13 protein-coding genes are annotated in these 18,040 nt (G+C 43.8%); 6 read left to right on the top strand and 7 right to left on the bottom strand.

What is annotated here, in order from left to right; all coding sequences use genetic code 11:
* The first annotated feature begins 217 nt into the window (after positions 1 to 217).
* The 4 genes from FS628_RS13955 to FS628_RS13940 all read left to right on the top strand — a co-directional run bounded on the left by FS628_RS13955 (position 218) and on the right by FS628_RS13940 (position 6,388).
* Positions 218 to 1,666 carry a hypothetical protein gene (locus FS628_RS13955; protein ID WP_145322749.1) on the top strand — a complete coding sequence of 483 codons (1,449 nt, stop codon included), beginning with the start codon at positions 218 to 220 and terminating at the stop codon, positions 1,664 to 1,666.
* Between the two features lie 453 nt (positions 1,667 to 2,119).
* Complete coding sequence (locus FS628_RS13950; protein WP_145322747.1) at positions 2,120 to 4,027, top strand: AAA family ATPase; 1,908 nt, start codon at positions 2,120 to 2,122, stop codon at positions 4,025 to 4,027.
* Complete coding sequence (locus FS628_RS13945) at positions 4,024 to 5,175, top strand: hypothetical protein (protein WP_145322745.1); 1,152 nt, start codon at positions 4,024 to 4,026, stop codon at positions 5,173 to 5,175. The genes FS628_RS13950 and FS628_RS13945 overlap by 4 nt, the downstream gene beginning before the upstream one ends.
* 931 nt (positions 5,176 to 6,106) lie before the next feature.
* Entirely contained in the window at positions 6,107 to 6,388 is a 282-nt protein-coding gene (locus tag FS628_RS13940) for a DUF6809 family protein (RefSeq protein ID WP_145322743.1), read from the top strand.
* Between the two features lie 139 nt (positions 6,389 to 6,527).
* Here the strand turns inward: FS628_RS13940 and FS628_RS13935 are convergent, their stop codons facing one another.
* Positions 6,528 to 7,889, bottom strand: a complete 1,362-nt coding sequence (locus FS628_RS13935; RefSeq protein ID WP_145322741.1) for a right-handed parallel beta-helix repeat-containing protein — start codon at positions 7,887 to 7,889, stop codon at positions 6,528 to 6,530.
* A 553-nt stretch (positions 7,890 to 8,442) separates the two neighbouring features.
* Entirely contained in the window at positions 8,443 to 10,035 is a 1,593-nt protein-coding gene (locus tag FS628_RS13930) for a catalase (RefSeq protein WP_145322739.1), read from the bottom strand.
* A gap of 189 nt (positions 10,036 to 10,224) precedes the next feature.
* Between FS628_RS13930 and FS628_RS13925 the strand changes: the two genes are divergently transcribed.
* On the top strand, positions 10,225 to 12,207 hold the full coding sequence (locus FS628_RS13925; protein ID WP_145322737.1) for an ATP-dependent DNA helicase: 1,983 nt from the start codon (positions 10,225 to 10,227) through the stop codon (positions 12,205 to 12,207).
* A 185-nt stretch (positions 12,208 to 12,392) separates the two neighbouring features.
* Here FS628_RS13925 and cysK read toward each other — a convergent pair whose 3' ends face one another.
* The 4 genes from cysK to FS628_RS13905 all read right to left on the bottom strand — a co-directional run bounded on the left by cysK (position 12,393) and on the right by FS628_RS13905 (position 15,783).
* Positions 12,393 to 13,349, bottom strand: a complete 957-nt coding sequence (gene cysK, locus FS628_RS13920; RefSeq protein WP_145322735.1) for a cysteine synthase A — start codon at positions 13,347 to 13,349, stop codon at positions 12,393 to 12,395.
* A 314-nt stretch (positions 13,350 to 13,663) separates the two neighbouring features.
* On the bottom strand, positions 13,664 to 14,047 hold the full coding sequence (locus FS628_RS13915) for a hypothetical protein (RefSeq protein WP_145322733.1): 384 nt from the start codon (positions 14,045 to 14,047) through the stop codon (positions 13,664 to 13,666).
* 468 nt (positions 14,048 to 14,515) lie between these two features.
* Positions 14,516 to 14,749, bottom strand: a complete 234-nt coding sequence (locus tag FS628_RS13910; RefSeq protein ID WP_017687536.1) for a hypothetical protein — start codon at positions 14,747 to 14,749, stop codon at positions 14,516 to 14,518.
* Complete coding sequence (locus FS628_RS13905; protein ID WP_145322731.1) at positions 14,746 to 15,783, bottom strand: nucleotide-binding protein; 1,038 nt, start codon at positions 15,781 to 15,783, stop codon at positions 14,746 to 14,748. Before FS628_RS13905 ends, FS628_RS13910 begins: the two co-directional genes overlap by 4 nt.
* 912 nt (positions 15,784 to 16,695) lie before the next feature.
* Between FS628_RS13905 and FS628_RS13900 the strand changes: the two genes are divergently transcribed.
* A complete protein-coding gene (locus FS628_RS13900; protein WP_145322729.1) occupies positions 16,696 to 17,430 on the top strand; it encodes a YitT family protein in 735 nt (244 codons plus the stop codon).
* A gap of 126 nt (positions 17,431 to 17,556) precedes the next feature.
* Here FS628_RS13900 and FS628_RS13895 read toward each other — a convergent pair whose 3' ends face one another.
* Positions 17,557 to 18,027, bottom strand: coding sequence for a DUF2188 domain-containing protein (locus tag FS628_RS13895; protein ID WP_145322727.1), 471 nt, complete (start codon positions 18,025 to 18,027; stop codon positions 17,557 to 17,559).
* Positions 18,028 to 18,040: the final 13 nt, after the last annotated feature.

Here is an 18,040-nt window from a genome sequence, read left to right as displayed (position 1 = left end):
CGTAGTATAAGTAAGTAGTCAAATGTGGTAAGTGATATCTGTGAGCATTGGCTACTTCTACCGCTAAATAAGACAATTGAGATTGTTGAACAACTTGGTATTAAGGGTCCGCATTTGGAAGGTACTTCGTTAGTAATGACAACGGATTTCCATTGACAATAACCTTCGGTTTAGTGAAATGAAGAATAAAAGAGATTGGAGTGGGAGGATTTATATTTTGGATTTAGAAAGTAAGATCAAGGAAATTGAGGATTCAATTGACGAATACATTATTGATGTGTATGATTCGAATTTTTTACATGTACCAATCAAGTTGTCTTATTTTGAACTTAAAGGGTATAAAGAACTTGTCATTGAGCTAAATCAGATAAGATACACTTGTAAAACGTATGAGGAGAAGGAACTATTTGTTGAGAAGTATAAAAAAATTTACTCGTCTTCAAGAAAGATGTATAAACGACTACTTAGAAATTTAAGTCATGGAACAGTAAAGATACTCTATTCAAATACACTAAACGGTAACAAGGAGTACCTATATAGGACTTTGAAAAATTTCAAGAATTTTGATTTTGATAAATCCTTGGAAGAAAACTTAACAATTTTTATGATTGCAAAACTCAAACAGAGTATTAAGGAATCAAATCAGGAGTTGTTTAAGTTAGAGTATTATCCAATGGAGTACATCAATACTTTTAGTACATATGTTGGTTCCAAAGTTTTGAAACATAGGAACGATTTAATTATGTATAAAGATGTCTTCATTTCATCGACGGATACTCATAGTCATTCCACTTTTTATAATGAGAATACTTCGGAAGATACTAAGAATACTGTATTAAATATACTTGCCTTTTTTAATGGTCATCCTTCTTTCTATTTTACAGAAAACTATGATTTCAATAGAAAACTTGCTGAACTATATGAACAATTTGACCTGTTAGACATGCTAAGACTAAGAAAGAAGAACTTCTTTGACAGCAAAAAAAAGGAACCTTTCTATCTAGAATTCCCGATACTAAAGCAAAATAAAGATTATGACATGGTGTGTTTTGAGGATTCTGACCACGAAATGGTTTTCGAGCTCTACCATGCCTCTTTAAAGCAATTTGAATCACTTCCAAGATGTGTGTTCCTTTTTCGGGTGTTTGAATATGGAACGGTTAAACATTACAAACCACTAATGACTCCTTCAAACTATCGACCAGAAGATGCTCTTAATTACTACGCAACCGAAATCATGACTCATAGATTTATTCCGCTTTATTATGTCGACTTTGGAACATACGTAAATGGAAGTGAACAAGAGATTATTAGGAAAAGAAAAGCGAAGTATGTTAATTTCATCACTAAGTTAAAAGAGGAAGCAAAGAAGATTAAAGAAGAGTGGAGCACTCATTCTTTTCTCCAAAATAAAAACATTGGGGACATTATTTATGGTACTGGAAGAAACGCATCAGCACACGGTGGTGGTGGCAGAAGAAACGCAAGATATGACTATGCAAAAAATTATAAACACATTAATGATGTAAATATTTTCCTAGAGCTTATTGCAAGATACATCATTGAAAAATTGAATCCGCATCTGGATCATATGGTTGAAAGGAGATTGTCAAATTATACTAAGTATAATAACTACCCTATGTTTACTGAACAAGAAAAAGACTAGATTATGAATAATTAAAGTGAAAAGAACAGGAATATGTTCAATAGTAAAAGGGTAGCCGTGACAATCACGGTTACCTTTGTCTTCTTTCCAATCGTTTGTAGGGATTTTTTCTGGTCTTTAAACGAATACTTGCTTAAAACCTAGGTTTAGCAATAATAGTCTTTGAATGTTATTAAAGTTATTAAACCATCAATATGAAGCCTTCTCACTCAGGACTATGAATTCGAGGGCAGTAATCACATGATCACTAAAAAAGCTTAACTGGATGTTGATAATCGCTGAATAGACTATGGTTTTCTGAAAGTTATATCACATATCACTAGACAATTCTTCCCCTTTCCTAAGTACGGCGACAGACTCAAACCATTCATAGACATAATTATAGGAAACAGATGCAATGGTGTTGATGTAGGTGATGAACGATACATATTTGCGAAAATGGAGGTACAATGAGTGGAAATATGCTACATCTGGATACAAGATTATCGTGGCCTCATTCAACATCAAGGCATTAATTTTGGTGGGAAATATCATTTTCACTATAATGATTCTAAGGGTGGGTTACTGACCATCAAAGAGAATCCTTTCTATCAATTAAGCTTTTTTAATCACTCGCAACAAAAAAATACATTTATTTCAAATATTACAGCAATAGTAGGGGAAAATGGTGCTGGAAAAACGACAATGCTTGAGTTTTTGAAGGAATGGTTGACAATTCGAAGGGGCTCGTATTCGGCGCTGATCATAGCATATGATGCACGTAAGAAAAAACATGTCATTGTTCACAAACGGGGGTTACCACTTCGAATCAGTAATTTAGAGGGATTTGAGTATGGAGATCCAGAGGAATATAAATTCACAGATACTTCGAGCATTGGAAATCTAATCTTTCAAGACATGGCTATAGTATTTTATTCCAATTTATTTGACTACAGAACTAATGAGCCAGAAAATCGGTTGCTACTGAACATTTCTACGAATTATCTTTTACGCACTGATGCTTTGAAATTCCATTACTCAAATAATAGTGTCGCAGTTCATCGTCTGTGCGAGATTAAGAGACAAATTCATTTTCTTCAGGAAAAGAATCGATGGATGGACACTTCACTATCGGAGGAAATGATGCATTTTATTAATCGGATGCCAGAAGAGTTAACGTTGTCATTCACAGATCCAGTATTTGATAAAAAAATGGTTCCTCCAGATGTAGTGGACTTCATCAACGAGTATTGCAGAACTATCTCTTTTGATGGGCTGGAAGCTGAAGATCCACAAAGATTTATGAATAATCTGGCGAATGTCTTGATAAAAATATTTATCTCTGAAATTTATCGGGCAGTCCCGGGAGCAATTATCGATACTAGTTATATAAGATTAATGATGACTCCTAGCAATGGCTCTCCTATTAATCACGTGCATCGATTAGCAGTTGAAATAAAGCTTTATTTGGAATATAAGACTCAATTAACCAGTGAACAACTTGATATTATTGAAAACAAGTTAACTGCTTTTGATTTAATAAGCATATATATTGATGAATACATTAAAGATGGGATTGGGCGTACGGTATTCCGCCAACTGCTAGTAAGAACTAGTATTGCTGTACATGTGCTAGATAATTTGACGGAATTATTCCAAAGGTTGTCAAATACTCAAGATGTTTTTTCTTATAATTGGCAAGATTTAAGTTCCGGTGAGAAGTCGATGCTTCATTTGTTTGCAAGAATGTATGAGCTAAGTAGGGGGGAAGAGAATGGGCGACGACTAAGACGTAACGCTATCATTCTCATGGACGAACCCGAGCTTTATTTTCATCCTCAATGGCAAAAACAGTTGATTTCTCGATTAGTTGAGATGCTTCCACGATTATGGGGAGAGTGTGTTAATATCCAAATCGTGCTCACTTCTAATTCTCCATTTGTTGTATCCGATCTGCCAAGCACTAACATTATTTTTTTGCAGAGGAAGTACCAAGATCATCAAGGGAAGCATGTTTGCCAGGTTGTTGAGCAAGGGCTTGACGAGCAACAGCAAACCTTTGCTTCAAACATACACCATCTGTTTACACATTCTTTTTTCATGCAGAATGGTACGATGGGAGAGTTCGCAAAGGAGAAGATTAATCAAGTCATTCATTTGATTGTGAATGGGAGTAACGAGGAATTGATCGCGCAAAGAGAATTTATTGAGAAAACTATCCATATTATCGGAGAGCCGCTAATTAGAAATAAACTCCTGACAATGATGAAAGATCGCATGTTGTTCTTTGATCGTCAAGTGCATGATGAAGTCCAAACGCTAAAGGCTGAGATGGACAATATTAGGAAAAGATTGAAAGAGTTAGAGGGACCGCGGCCATGATCGGAATAACACATCCTAGATTAAATCAACTTGCTGAAAGACATTACGAGGAGTTTTTTGTAAAGGGCCTTTTCGAGTCGGAGCTTGAGCATTGCGCGACCCATTTTATTCATCCTAAGTTTCGGGCGTTTTTTCAACACCTGTATAACCGGAGAAAGAATATCCTTATTGGAGATCCTGAGCAATTGCAGTATGAACTGGATACGATTTCGTTAAATCCGGAACTGAATCAAATTCGGGAGATATTTGAATATAAGATTGATACGGATACAGGGAAGAAGAAAATTGAAAAAATGAAGTTGGCGATCGAGAAGCTTTTGGTTGAAACGATGCGTACAGGCGACACGAGTGAACATCAGAACCTTAAGGAACAATATGATATCCTAAACAGCGCGTTTGATTTTATAAAAGCGTTCAACTCGATATTCAACTACTCCAAGTTTCTGGCTAAAGGGAATGATCCCGACTGGGGCCCATATTATTTATTGAACCAGTTGAAAATTTGCGTATGCCCTTATTGCAATCGCAACTATACGACAGTTTTAGCTCCAGATCAAGATCGACGAGGAACCAAAGCGCAGTTCGACCATTTCTATAGTAAATCGCAGCATCCTTATTTTTCTGTATCTTTTTATAATTTGATCCCCAGTTGCAGCACATGCAATGCAGATATTAAATATACGACAAATTTCACCAGTAAGACACATCTCAGCCCTTACGAGGAAGGGTTTGGAGATAAGGTGAAGTTCACAGTTCAGTTTCCTACAGCAAAAGAAAAAAAAGATTATTTGGGATTATGGTCACAGTCTGATCAAGACCTCGATTTCAACATTTCTGTTTTGTTCAATAAAGGTCTTGTTAAGGGGGACGGAACATTTATTCGTAAGGCAACACGGAATTTGCGAGATTTGAGAATTGTTGAATTATATAACACACACAAGGATTACGTAGTAGAATTAATTGCAAAGGAGCAAGCGTATAAGGAGGACTATATTTATTCTTTATATATGCAATTCCCGCACATCTTCCATAGCCGTGAAGATGTCACTCGATTTTTGACAGCTAACTATGTTGCTGAGGGTGAGCTCAGTATGCGCCCACTAGCCAAGCTTACCCGCGATATTTCCCAAGAGTTTGGAATGTTATAATTAGATTAAAGTTTAACAGTTGAAGAAAAAGAAATTAGTCTATGTATTTTCTTGAAATGTAATCAATTATGCTAACGGTTTTTAAGGGGAATCCAACATGGGTTTAGCATAAACGAAAATATAGGAATATTTAATGGACTTGTAAGAATGGCCAGATTACCGGTTTGGAGCATGGAATAATTACCTTAGGTGGTAAAGACATCTGAGGGAGCAAGAAATATTGGAGTCTATAATTAAGGATATGCTACCAAAGCGGATTACGCTCGAAATCTTTCAGGATATGCGGTGGGTACCAGAACTTTAATGTGCATGATATTCAAATGTTGAGGAACCTTATTGATTTTTTGAAGTAGACTGGTGTTCAATTTGTAGTTATATTGTGATTCAAGCCAACTGATACTAACTTAAATGTAAAAACAAGATACCAACATTAATGTCATTGTGAATTTACTGTGCTTTTCTTAGATACCAACTATATTGAAAATTAAAAAAAGAATGAAAATTAGAAATCCCTTGATTTTACTTGGTTTTTCAGACACCAACTATAATGTCACTGAACATTAGCCAAAAAAATTAATTATACAATGAAAAACCGGTATTGGATCTTAACTTATGATGTGGCTAATGAAATTGAGCAACTTTATAAAAAACATGAACACACGAAATATTATCTTAACTGTTCAATTGCTACTGCAAGTGAGGGGGAAGAGTTTATGTTTTTTTCTAAGAAAACTAAAATGGGACCAATACAGGAATACCTTAAAATTGTTTGAATACATTAATAATTTTTTTTCGGATTCGCGTTGTTATCTCACATTTAATAAATTTGACTAATTGATAATGTAAAATAGTGCTAATCTTAGCGGATTCCCCGCTAAATTCCCATTTGATCTCATCCCTTGGTGTACAATTTCCCTGAGGTGAGATTACCATGAAGGATAACACGTCAAACCTGATTGAGGATTTGTTTCACGGAAACCTGCGGTTGGACGAGTCAATTCATCCTGAGCAAGAAGAGTATCAGGAGATCAATCGCCAGATATCAGACCTGATGCGGGAATACAAAACACAGCTTACAGAGAGTGAATACGATGCTTTGGAGCAACTGATAGACTTGATTGGTCAATCCACGTCGATGTATGTGGAAGCGGCATTCGAGCAAGGTTTTCGCACAGGTGGCAGACTCATCATTGAGATATTAGGCAAAACGTGAGCGTGAGTAGTATCTTTCAACCTAAAGCCAGCAAACAATACACAGCAATTCAAAAATCCCCTTCTCCATTACCACCGCTTAGGCGGAATGGGGAAGGGGACTTTGCTTTTAATTACTCTATTATTTTACTAACTACCACCTACCGCGCACCAATATTCGTACCCGATGGCGTACCGGATCCAACCAGATCACTGCCACCGGCTAGCTTCAGGAAATTGCCCAAGACAGGCGTTCCGTCCGCGCTACGCGTTACAGAAGGCGCGAGGGAGACAAAGTCGGCTGCGCTGGCGAGCAGGCCTTTGGCGTTCTCGCTTTTTTTGTTCTTCCACCAGACGTTGGTGTTGCTGACGTCGGTTCCGCTTGTTTTGTCACTGGCACCGCCTTGGAAAGACAGGTTGTTGGTGAAGATATGGGTGCCTATATCGAAGGCAAAGTTGCTTTGTCCATTGTTCCAGGAGGTGTTGTTTTTCATCTGGATCGAACCGGGATTGCTGTTGTAGGTGAAGCCATGCTTTTTGTTATTAAAGGCAATACTGTTCTCCACAATGTGATTCACGGCGATTTTCTCGCCTCCGAGCTTGAAGCCGTTACCATCGCTATCCGAGGTTGATGTTCCGTCCGAAGTTTGCCCATTGTTGTACGCAATGCTGTTACGAATGGTTACTGCACCAATGGCACCCGTGTCTGTCTTGCTGTACAGATCCCAGCCATCGTCCACATTATACGCGGCGATACAGCCGTCGAAAAGGTTGCCGGGGCCAACAGTCAGTTTTGCGGCAAAGCCGTCCGCATCTTCTCCATTATCCGGGTCGTAGTTGTCATGGGAGTAAGAGTGAATGACTTCGTTATAGGCTGGCCACTCACTCTTCGCTGCGGTGGAAGCATAACGTCCCATTTGAATACCCGTATCCCGGTTATGATGAGCTTCGATCTGTTCCAGGCGGTTATAGCTGCCCCCGATGAAGATCCCGTTGTCGCCTGCCCCCTTAACCTCAAGTCCTTTGACGAGCCAATAGTCTCCGAACATTTGCAGTCCGCGATTAGTGGACGCGAAAGCTTGAGCGGAGAAATCAAAGACAGGTTTTTCCGATCCATATGCCACCAGATTTTTACGTTGTCCGGATGTACCGCTATTGCCACGCTCGATGGTAATGGTTTCGGAGAAACTGTAGGTTCCGCCGCGTAGATAGATCGTTTTACCCGGTGCAATCTGGGTCAATGCGTTAGAAAGTGACGTAGGGCTGTTCAGTGTTCCCGGATTGCTGGCCGAGCCGCCAGGAGACACATACAGATCACCCGCAGCAAGCGCGATATTCGAAGTCGCCACCGATTCAGAGGGATTTTGCAAACTGCTCTCGATCAGTTCCTCAGCACCGGCCGATCCACCACCAATCAATAATAGAGGGAACGCGGCACTCAGACAGATCTGGGCCATTTTCGATTTCAGAGAACGTTCGGATCGTACAGATGCATGAGTGGATGTAGATGGGAATAATTTCATTACGCAAACCTCCTTGGTTAATTGGGAATAGAATGAAGATCATGTGGTAGCCGTGTACCAGACCTTTACCCATGAGATAGGTCATGCCGGCTGGTTAGATGCAATCTCTAGGACACAGCTTTATGGTAAATGTTGTAAGTGTTATCATCAATAATCATCTGATCAGATGGAGGTACATGCAGGCAGGTCAGGCCTGCAAGCTTCCAATGCCTGTAATCTCACGGGGTTTATGTAATCTTTCCATTGGGTGATAGCTCTCATTTAACGAAGGATCATCTGAAATGAACGTAGAGAAGTACGCTTTTCCATCCCCAGAGCACAAGTCTTACCTTTGATCCACTCATATGAACTTCATTTAATTTAAAATAAATAGCAGCATGCATCCTGAAGTGGAGATTACACTCAAGCTAGTCATGAAAAAGCCCTGATAGCAGCTGCAACTGGCAACTTGAAGATCAGGGCTATGTTTAATTCAGAACGTAATCTGCTTACTCAAAATACTCGAATGTACTAACAGTGTCAGACTTGTCAGTCTAAACGCTGTCCAGCTGCTTTAATATCCGTCCGTCTCACGACTGCGTTTCTCTGCTTGCTCGACACTTGGTTCATGTTTCGGTTGGACCGTCAAACTATCATCGGTTGGCACAGAGGATAGTCCTTCGGAGACGCGCCGACCGTAATCCGCATCGGCCTGGGTGAAGTAAGAGATCATACGCTCCCGGATATCCGGTTTGCATTGTGCCAATGCGCCGACCATGTTGCTGATCAGCTCATCCCGTTCCCAATCCTCGAACGCCCGGTACGTATCACCCGCTTGTCCAAAGTCATTGGTGCGCTCAATCTTCTCGCGGACAAGTCGGCCTTCCACCAGTGGTTCATGATCCTTGCCACGTGGGGTCGCTTCTTTAAGCCCACCGAGCGACGAAGGCTCGTAATTTACATGCGGATTCTGACCTGGTGCACGATCCACCTGATACTGCATCTGCCCGCCGCTTTGATTCGTCGCAACCCGATTCTTCGGTGCATTTACAGGCAATTGCAGATAGTTCGCACCCACCCGGTGACGCTGGGTATCCGAATAGGAGAAGGTGCGCCCTTGCAGCAGTTTGTCATCTGAGAAATCGAGCCCGTCCACCAGAACGCCCGTACCGAACGCAGCTTGCTCCACTTCATTGAAATAATCTTCGGGATTACGATTCAGCGTCATTTTGCCCACAGGTAGAAAAGGAAACTGCTCCTGCGGCCACAACTTGGTCGGATCCAGCGGGTCGAAGTCCAACTCCGGATGCTCGCCGTCTTCCATCACTTGAACGCACAGCTCCCATTCGGGATAGTCCCCTTGTTCAATGGCGTGATACAGATCCAACGTCGCATGATTGAAATTCTGTCCCTGAATCTTGCTCGCGTCTTTTTGCAGCAGGTTGCGTATCCCTTGATTGAGCGGTTCCCAGTGATATTTGATAAGTACGCCCTTGCCTTCCTGATTGACCCATTTATATGTATTGACACCTGAGCCTTGCATCTGCCGATAATTCGCCGGAATGCCCCATGGAGAGAAGAGGAATGTCACCATATGGGTAGCTTCAGGACTTAACGAGACAAAATCGAAAAACCGTTCCATATCCTGTGCATTGGTCAGAGGGTCGGGCTTAAAGGCGTGTACCATGTCCGGGAATTTGAGCGGGTCGCGAATGAAAAAGATTTTCAGATTGTTACCCACCAGATCCCAGTTGCCGTCTTCGGTATAGAATTTTACAGCAAACCCGCGCGGGTCCCGAAGGGTCTCCGGTGAGTGCCCGCCGTGAATAACGGTGGAGAAGCGCACAAATACGGGAGTTTGTTTGCCTTTTTCCTGAAACAGACGTGCACGTGTGTACTTCGATACCGGTTCATCTCCGGCCGTTCCATACGCTTCAAATACGCCATGAGCGCCAGCGCCGCGGGCATGAACCACCCGTTCTGGAATACGTTCGCGGTCAAAATGCGTGATTTTCTCGAGAAAATGATAGTTTTCCAGCGTAGTCGGTCCGCGGCTGCCAACGGTTCGTACATTCTGATTGTCCGTGATCGGATGACCTTGTCGATCCGTTAATGTCTCAGCTGATTTGTCTGAGGAATGCTCTGGTTGTGAAGACTGATGATTCATGGGTTGGAGCACCGCCTTTCCTTAAAGTGGATTCCTGTATATATTTTCCCTGAAAATTGGTTCTATACATTCAACCTCGCAAATAACCTAACAAAAAAAAGCTTGTCACGAACCTTACTGCGTGAGATAATTAACTTTTGCCCTGCGGCCTTTTTTGAACGGAAAAATGAAAGAGGACCGCGTCTAAGAATGGAGGCTGACCTAGGATTGTCTACACAACGTTATCCTTTTGCATATGATCCGGCTGAACCTTTTGTATCCCGTCTGGGAGAGTGGGTTGCTGATGTTTTTTACGATATTTTGCCAGAGTTCGGCTTCGAGGTACGGGATGAACAGATTTTTATGGCGTACCAGCTCGAACGGGCCTATGGAGATAAAAAGACCATTATGGCTGAGGCCGGTGTCGGAACAGGCAAGACGTTAGTCTATCTGCTCTACGCGGTCTGTTATGCACGTTATACGGGCAAACCGGCAGTGATCGCCTGTGCCGATGAGTCTTTGATTGAACAACTTGTGAAGCCCGGCGGAGATATCGCGAAGCTGGCTGCACATCTGGACTTGGAAGTGGACGCACGTTTGGGCAAATCCCCCGACCAATACGTCTGTCTGAACAAATTAAGTGCGGTGCGATTCGCGGATGAGGATGCCCCTGTTATCGAAGAGGTACATGAGAGCCTTCCGGATTTTGTGAATACGCCGGGTACGCTTCAGGCTTTCCATCCGTATGGTGACCGCAAACAATATCCGCATCTGAATGATCGCCAGTGGAACAAAATTAACTGGGACCCGTTCCAGGATTGCTTCGTTTGTCCAAAACGTCAACGCTGCGGCCTAACGCTGTCGCGTGACCATTACCGCCGTTCCAAGGACATCATCATCTGTTCCCATGATTACTACATGGAGCATGTGTGGACCTATGATGCGCGCAAACGCGAGGGACAATTGCCCCTGCTGCCAGATCACAGCTCAGTTGTATTTGATGAAGGTCATTTGCTGGAAGAAGCAGCCCTGAATGCACTGAGTTACAAACTGAAACACCGTATCTTCGAGGAACTCGTGACTCGTCTGCTTGAAGGAGAGATTCGTGAATCCCTCGCGGAGCGTGTGGATGAAGCGATTGAGAGCAGTGAGCGACTGTTTGCGTTGCTGGATACCTACACGGTGGCGATTCCGGGATCGGAACGGAAGGAAGTTCGGGTAGAGCCGCCACTGTTGCGTGAGATTGAACGTCTGACCAGTGTGCTGGATGCGATCGGCGAAGAATTGGTATTTGAGAGCGGATTGTTCTCGCTGGATGGATACCAGATGCGTGTCGTTGAAGAACATTTGGACATGATTCAGTCTGCACTTGCATTGTTCCGTAAGGAAGACGGCTATATCTGCTGGGCGGAAGAGAGTGAAGACGAGACGACATTATCGATCATGCCGCGTACGGTGAAGGAAATGCTGAATGAACGTGTGTTCAATACAGGCATTCCAATCGTGTTCTCATCTGCAACGTTATCCGTGGATAGCTCATTCCGCTATGTGGCGGACAGCCTGGGCATTGATGATTTTGTATCCTTCTCCGTAGCTTCACCATATGATTACGCCGACAAAATGCAGATGAAGATTACCAATGAGGCCGTACCAGGCCACCCGGAGAACGAAAATCGGTTGCGGGATGCAGTGTCTTTACTTCAGGAGAGTGGGGGCCGTGCACTGATCTTGTTCCGTACGATGGAGGAATTGCGTGCGTTCAAGCAGGACATTGTTCATGTCCCTGAAGCAGAAGGGTTGCGCTTTATGTACGAGGGTGACCGGGAGATCAGTGACCTGATCGCCGCGTTCCAAGAGGATGAGGAAAGTGTGCTGTGTTCTGTCAATCTGTGGGAAGGTCTGGACGTTCCAGGACCGTCATTATCCAATGTCATGATCTGGTCGCTTCCTTATCCACCACAGGACCCTGTCTTTAATGCGAAACGAAGTGCATCGGCAGCACCTTACGAAGAGATCGATCTTCCGTATATGCTCCTGCGCGTGAAGCAAGGTCTCGGACGTCTGATTCGGACGAGCAGTGATTCGGGTTCCGCAGTCATTCTCGACGAATCGCTGTATACCAAAAAGGAAGCCAAAGACCGCATTGCGGCTCTGCTTCCCGAAGGTGTGAAATGGACAACCCTGACACACTAAGTACTGTTAAATGGTATAGCGAATATACATTTTTAATGTCTTCACATTTTGTTAAAAGTGATATTTGCCTTCATAAAGTCCTTGTTCTCTGCGGATTACATTCGTAGGAGAGCAAGGGCTTTTTGCGTTTTTCAGGCTTTTTTGTTCTTTTACATGTTTCGTTTTGTTTCCTCAATGCCTCTTTGTTAAAAAATACCCATGCTCAGATACCGTTCCCCGGTATCCGGCGCAATACAGAGCACCCGGTGTCCCGGCCCCAGTTCCTTCGCGATGCGAAGGGAGGCCCACACCGAAGCGCCAGAGGAAGGGCCGAGCAGCAGCCCTTCCCGGGCAGCAAGCTGCCGCATTGTATCCAGTGCATCCTCATCGGACACCTGGATAATGGCATCCCATACGTCGGTATTCAGTATGTCCGGAATGAACCCCGGACTGGTACCGACGAGTTTGTGTGGTCCGGGCTCGCCACCGGACAACACCGGGGAACCTTTAGGCTCCACCGCATAGATGCGGATATCGGGTAGCTGCTTGCGCAGTTCTTCTCCCGTCCCGGTAATGGTGCCGCCGGTTCCAGCGGTGGCAATAAAAGCATCCAGTTTGCCATCCATCTGCTGCATAATTTCGGGAGCCGTAGTGATCCGGTGAATGTCCGGATTCGCCTGATTCTCGAACTGCTGCGGAATGAAACTTCCCGGAATGTCTGCCTGAAGCTCTTTCGCTTTGCGAATCGCACCTGGCATCCGCTCGGCAGCGGGGGTGAGCACCACATCTGCACCATAGGCTTTCAAGATATTGATGCGTTCCTTGGACATGTTATCCGGCATGATCAAAATGGCTTTATATCCTTTGGCAGCGGCGTTCATGGCCAGACCGATGCCGGTATTGCCACTGGTTGGTTCGATAATGGTTGCTCCGGGGGTCAGCAGACCTGCCCGTTCAGCCTGAACGATCAGGTTATAGGCGGCTCGGTCTTTGACGCTACCGCTTGGGTTGAAGTATTCCAGTTTCACGTATACATCAGCGGAGTCGCTGCCTGTGAGTCGGTTTAGTTTAACGGCAGGTGTCTGGCCGATTAGTTCGGTCACATCTGCGGCAATGCCTGTATGTGCGGGTGTTAGCTTAATCGAATTTGGGTTCATATCCATGAAGTACAACTCCTTGATTGATAAGACGTTGAGAGCATATCCGGATTGAAATCAATTCATGCCTTATTGGAATGGTTGGATATCTCTATTCCATCTTAATGAACGTAACCTTCCGTGGTCAACTTGTTTTGCTGGAGATGGATATTCTGAGGCTGACACTTGAAGCAGCAATGAACATCGACAATTAGTGTAGTGACGTTTTGCAATAGACCAAAGCGTAACTTTGGATGGTGAGCAGGTTGATCATATCCATCTGGTTTAGATGAACAATAAAAGGGAGGCGTATGCCCGGGGTCAATGTTGTCAGGGTTGCATCAACTCTGCGCCAGGTCCATCTGCAGATGCCGACTGAGTTCTTTTTTGACTTCGTTTCGTGCGAACGTCCATAACATGTAGAAACGTTGCCAATACCCCCTGCACATGTACAAGGTTTCGATTCCATCCGCTTCACGTTTCTCCTCCAAAACTTTGACACCACGAGTTCTCATTTGTTTGCGAAGACCTAGCATCTCCTTGAGCACATTGTTCTGAATGCGGGTCAGTGACAGAATGTAGACTTCAGGCATCTTCAGCAGCAGCGTATCCAAAGTTCGAATATCTCGTTCAAGTACATCCAGCAGTAGCGTGCGCACAACCAGGCCTTTAATCAGGCGGTGGTCTTCATCCGCAGGGGATGGGACGGAAGTAGAGGATGTCATATGTTCACTTCCTTAACCTATAATTGGAATTTTTCGTTTACAGAACATGTGTTCTTATATTATAATCAATATATGTAATGGAGATACACAATACAACCGAGAAATATTGGAAGCAAGCACTAACGCATTTTCCTGTAGATACAGATAGTGAATGAGGCTATGGCTTTAAGGACAAGCCCACTCCAAAATTAGGTATAATTTATGGGTTTTGCAGGAAACCTAAGGCCATAAACCAAATGACCCTTATGCAATGCAGTCTGCTACAGAAGTAATTACAAGAGATGAATTAAAGCAATGAATTACAATAAGAATCTCAGGATGACTTGACGCAACCTGATGATGCTAGGTCAACGAGAAGAAGTAGTTGATATTTTGACGAAAAATGAGCAACAAAAAAGCCCCTGCCTTGGGCGGCGGGGCCTATGGAATACTGCCGATTCAGCGGCAGGCTTGATGATGTGTGCAGATTTAAGCAAGATATTGAGGCTTTTCGTAGAACGCCTCTTTTTCAAGGATGACCTTATAGGGTCTTTCCTTGCCCTTCAGGGAGGGCCCAATGGTAGTTAGCGGTACGGCCGGCTTGTGGAAACGATCTTCTTCCTTGGGTTCCGGAACCGGTCGTGATGATTCGGGCGCAGAACTGAGGCGTACCTTTTTTTCGCTGCCCCAGCGCTTGCTTATTTTTTTCGTTTCCGGTTTCATTCCGGTTCGCCTCCTAACAAATCGTTGATGGCGTTGAACAGTTGACGATTCTGTAGGTCAATCTGCTGAAATACCGCCTCATCCGCTTCAATATGTCCAATAATGTGAACGGTGATTACATACCTCTTGGCTACAGGATAGCATAGCAGATATTCTTTCTCAAGGTAATCGTCATACAGATTGATCTTGATCTTGTTTTCCCGGTAAGAGTCGATCACCAGGATGCGCTTGGGATCATCCGGTTGTTTGTCGTCATTAGCGGACAAGTCATACTTTCTCCCCGGTTCTCCAACATTACCACATAATTGCTCAATATAACCACTGTCATCTGTACGGTATATGGCAGTGCCACGTACGGCAAATGGAGGGTGAGAGACAAAAGCAGTACGCAGGGCATCGCTCATTCGCTCCAGCATTTTGGCATCTGCTTTGCGGGTACGCAGCAATTCCCTAAAGAACCGCAGCAACTTGAGCAGTTGTAACCTTGCTTCTCCCTCAGTACGCTTATGCTTCTCAATGATATTCTCCAATTCTGGATCACTCCAGCGTCCTTGTTCCTCAATACTGTCTGCGATTTTGGAACATGCCACCGAGACAGCTGGCGCCCACTTTCCGTCAGAACGAATTTCATACACGAGTGGATTTAACCCCAGCAAATCTGTAGGCATACGCAATCCCTCGACCTTGGTTGTGTCCTTGATGTCTGTAATATCTTCAGGAAGAATAAAAAAAATACGCTTTCGTCCCAGACGGCCCATAAACAGACCCATTTCAAGCATTGTATTATCCCGGACCGACGCGTAGTACTTCCCGCGAATTTTGGATATATCATCCGGATGAAAAATAAAAATGGCAAAGTCTGTTGTACGGACTTCTGCTTCCAGGTCGTCCATGGTATAGCTGCTTGGATTAAAAACTCCGGAGTACCAAGGGGTAACTTCAGCTGAGAAACGTAAGTTTTCGTGTACTGCGGCTGCAATCGGCTTGGCTTCCAGCGAGCAGCCAATAAAGACTCTTGGCTTTAACGTTTTCATCAATCCGCCTCGCTTAAACGGTAGTGGGATTCAATTGTTATATTATACCATAAACAGCAGAGTAAGTATGGAAACGTTTGAGCGGAACCAAGAATAAGCCGATTACGCTTGCTATAGTGTATGTTCAAAAGGATAATGATTCCTTTACCACTCCCCAGAAAATAAAAAAAAGGCCCCAATTTGTCACAGTTGGGTGACTGACAGTTATTTTTGGAAGCTTTGGTCATAGAATAAAGGAGCAGGTTGCACCATTAGCAAGCATTGCTTATCCTGGTGTCGCCGTATGACTGCTGGAGCAGTCCAAAGGCTGCTTTATGCGCGTTTTTGAGGGGTCTGCTGTTTAGACCCGGTCACGTTGGTGTTATATAATAGAAGAACAAGCAAGTTAGCTTTGGTGTTTAAATTGATTTAATTGCAACTGCTGTAAGTTGGAGATAGAATTTACACAAGAACGTAGAGTGCAGAACCCATCTGTAGAAGCGAAGCGCTCGCATTTATCAACGGATTTTCCCTTTAGAAAAAGGGAATCGAAAAAATCCGTGGATAACAGCGATCGAAAGAGGGTACTGGAATCGAAGTGATAAGTGTAAAGTTAAATATTCAAGCTTCTGCATTGTTGTTATTTTTCAGTTTAACCAAGCACAGCTAACCACAACAGAACAGAAAGGATCAGGATACCATGAGTTCCCGAAGGACAATCTCCCCAAGGACGATCTGGAAACGTTACGATCTCTCATACACATAGCGCCCCTTGTAGAGTACACCAACCGGTTCAAAAAAAACGGCTGACTCTGCGAAAGAGGGGATTGGAATGAATATTCGAAGGACGTACACGATGATTTCTTCCAGGCTTGCCTTTTGCAGGGTACGGTCGGTCTAAAAAACCAACCTACAAACTGCGAGGGAACCTGAATGAAGAGAACATCGTTAACCTTACAACACGTTAAAACAGAGGCGATCAAGTTCGCCATTATGCTGCTCGGTACATTTATTTTAGCTTTTGCCTACTATCACATTAACTTTCAGAATCATTTATCGGAGGGCGGATTTGTCGGTCTGGCCCTGCTCGGAAAATACGCAACAGGCTTATCACCTGCTATCGGTATGTTGTTACTGGACATTCCGGTCATGATCCTGGCTTGGTTCATTAAAGGCTGGAAATTCATGATTCAGGCATTGCTTGGCGTCGGTGCATTTTCCCTATTCTATGACGGCTTTGAACGATACTCCACACTCGTGATGTCGTTTAACGGAAATCTGTGGATTCCGGCAGTTCTATCCGGTGTATTGACAGGGCTAGGTGCTGGGATCGTGCTTCGATTCGGTGGAGCGACAGGCGGAGACGATATTCTCGCCGTGCTGGTTAGTCGCTGGAAGGGATGGAAGCTGGGAACAGTTTTCTTTGTCAGTGATGCTTTTGTATTGGGATTGTCGCTTTTCTTTCTTCCGGTAAAAGAAACTTTATATACGATTCTGGCCGTATGGATCGCCAGCAAAGTCATTACGTACGTCGTTAGTGTTCCGGCTCGTGGAACCGTGGTTACGACTTCGGCTGTGAAACTGCCGGTGCCGTCGGCTGCAGCCAAAGCAGTTAACGCTGCTGCTGTTTCACAACGGACTACAGTGGCTAGAGGGGTATCCCATTGACCATACGTTTCAGAACAACCATAACCTGTATGCACCATATTCAGGACTTGATAATTAAAGTTCAAATAAAATCCCCTTTGTCTGCTCTTCAGCAGCAAAAGGGGATTTTATTGTTTTCCGATTCATTCAGAGCTTGATCGAAGAAGCAATCTGACCATCCTGATTATGGATAATCGCTCGAATATTTTGTTTGCTACTAAGTTCTTTGGCCTGATCTACAGCTTCTGCCTTAGTATCAAATGTGGATAGATAGTTGGACTTTCCTTCTTCCTTGATCGCCCAACCGGAGTCGGTAGGCACTACATGGATGTTGTCATGACTTTTGGACGAAGAAACGGGCTCGGAATGACGACGCTCCGCAGAAGATGACTTGTTATGGTTGGAATTTTCGGAAGAAGATGTGGAGTCCGATTTCGAACTTTTCGGCACGGGATGATTCTCATCCCATTCTTCCGCCTTAGCTGTCGCTATGGCAATCGAGCGTCCTTCCTCATACCCGTCATCGAGCAGAGCATTCGCGATTTCAATTGCTTTGTGTCTGACACGTGGTTCCAGGTTCTTCATGGATACCGGATAATCCTGTTTGTTCCAAGGCATATGAATCCCTCCT

The organism is Paenibacillus xylanexedens (assembly GCF_007676705.1).
GTDB classification, from domain to species: Bacteria; Bacillota; Bacilli; order Paenibacillales; family Paenibacillaceae; genus Paenibacillus; species Paenibacillus xylanexedens_C.
The sequence above is the reverse complement of the archived record's forward strand: the minus strand, read 5'-3'. Positions and strand labels throughout refer to the sequence as shown.

Bases quoted from the DNA above. Each gene is read 5' to 3' on its own strand.
- FS628_RS13925 (WP_145322737.1), top strand. From the start codon at position 10,225: ATGGAGGCTGACCTAGGATTGTCTACACAACGTTATCCTTTTGCATAT.
- FS628_RS13945 (WP_145322745.1), top strand. From the start codon at position 4,024: ATGATCGGAATAACACATCCTAGATTAAATCAACTTGCTGAAAGACAT.
- FS628_RS13895 (WP_145322727.1), bottom strand. From the start codon at position 18,027: ATGCCTTGGAACAAACAGGATTATCCGGTATCCATGAAGAACCTGGAA.
- cysK (WP_145322735.1), bottom strand. From the start codon at position 13,349: ATGGATATGAACCCAAATTCGATTAAGCTAACACCCGCACATACAGGC.
- FS628_RS13935 (WP_145322741.1), bottom strand. From the start codon at position 7,889: ATGAAATTATTCCCATCTACATCCACTCATGCATCTGTACGATCCGAA.
- FS628_RS13910 (WP_017687536.1), bottom strand. From the start codon at position 14,749: ATGAAACCGGAAACGAAAAAAATAAGCAAGCGCTGGGGCAGCGAAAAA.
- FS628_RS13900 (WP_145322729.1), top strand. From the start codon at position 16,696: ATGAAGAGAACATCGTTAACCTTACAACACGTTAAAACAGAGGCGATC.
- FS628_RS13905 (WP_145322731.1), bottom strand. From the start codon at position 15,783: ATGAAAACGTTAAAGCCAAGAGTCTTTATTGGCTGCTCGCTGGAAGCC.
- FS628_RS13915 (WP_145322733.1), bottom strand. From the start codon at position 14,047: ATGACATCCTCTACTTCCGTCCCATCCCCTGCGGATGAAGACCACCGC.
- FS628_RS13930 (WP_145322739.1), bottom strand. From the start codon at position 10,035: ATGAATCATCAGTCTTCACAACCAGAGCATTCCTCAGACAAATCAGCT.
- FS628_RS13940 (WP_145322743.1), top strand. From the start codon at position 6,107: ATGAAGGATAACACGTCAAACCTGATTGAGGATTTGTTTCACGGAAAC.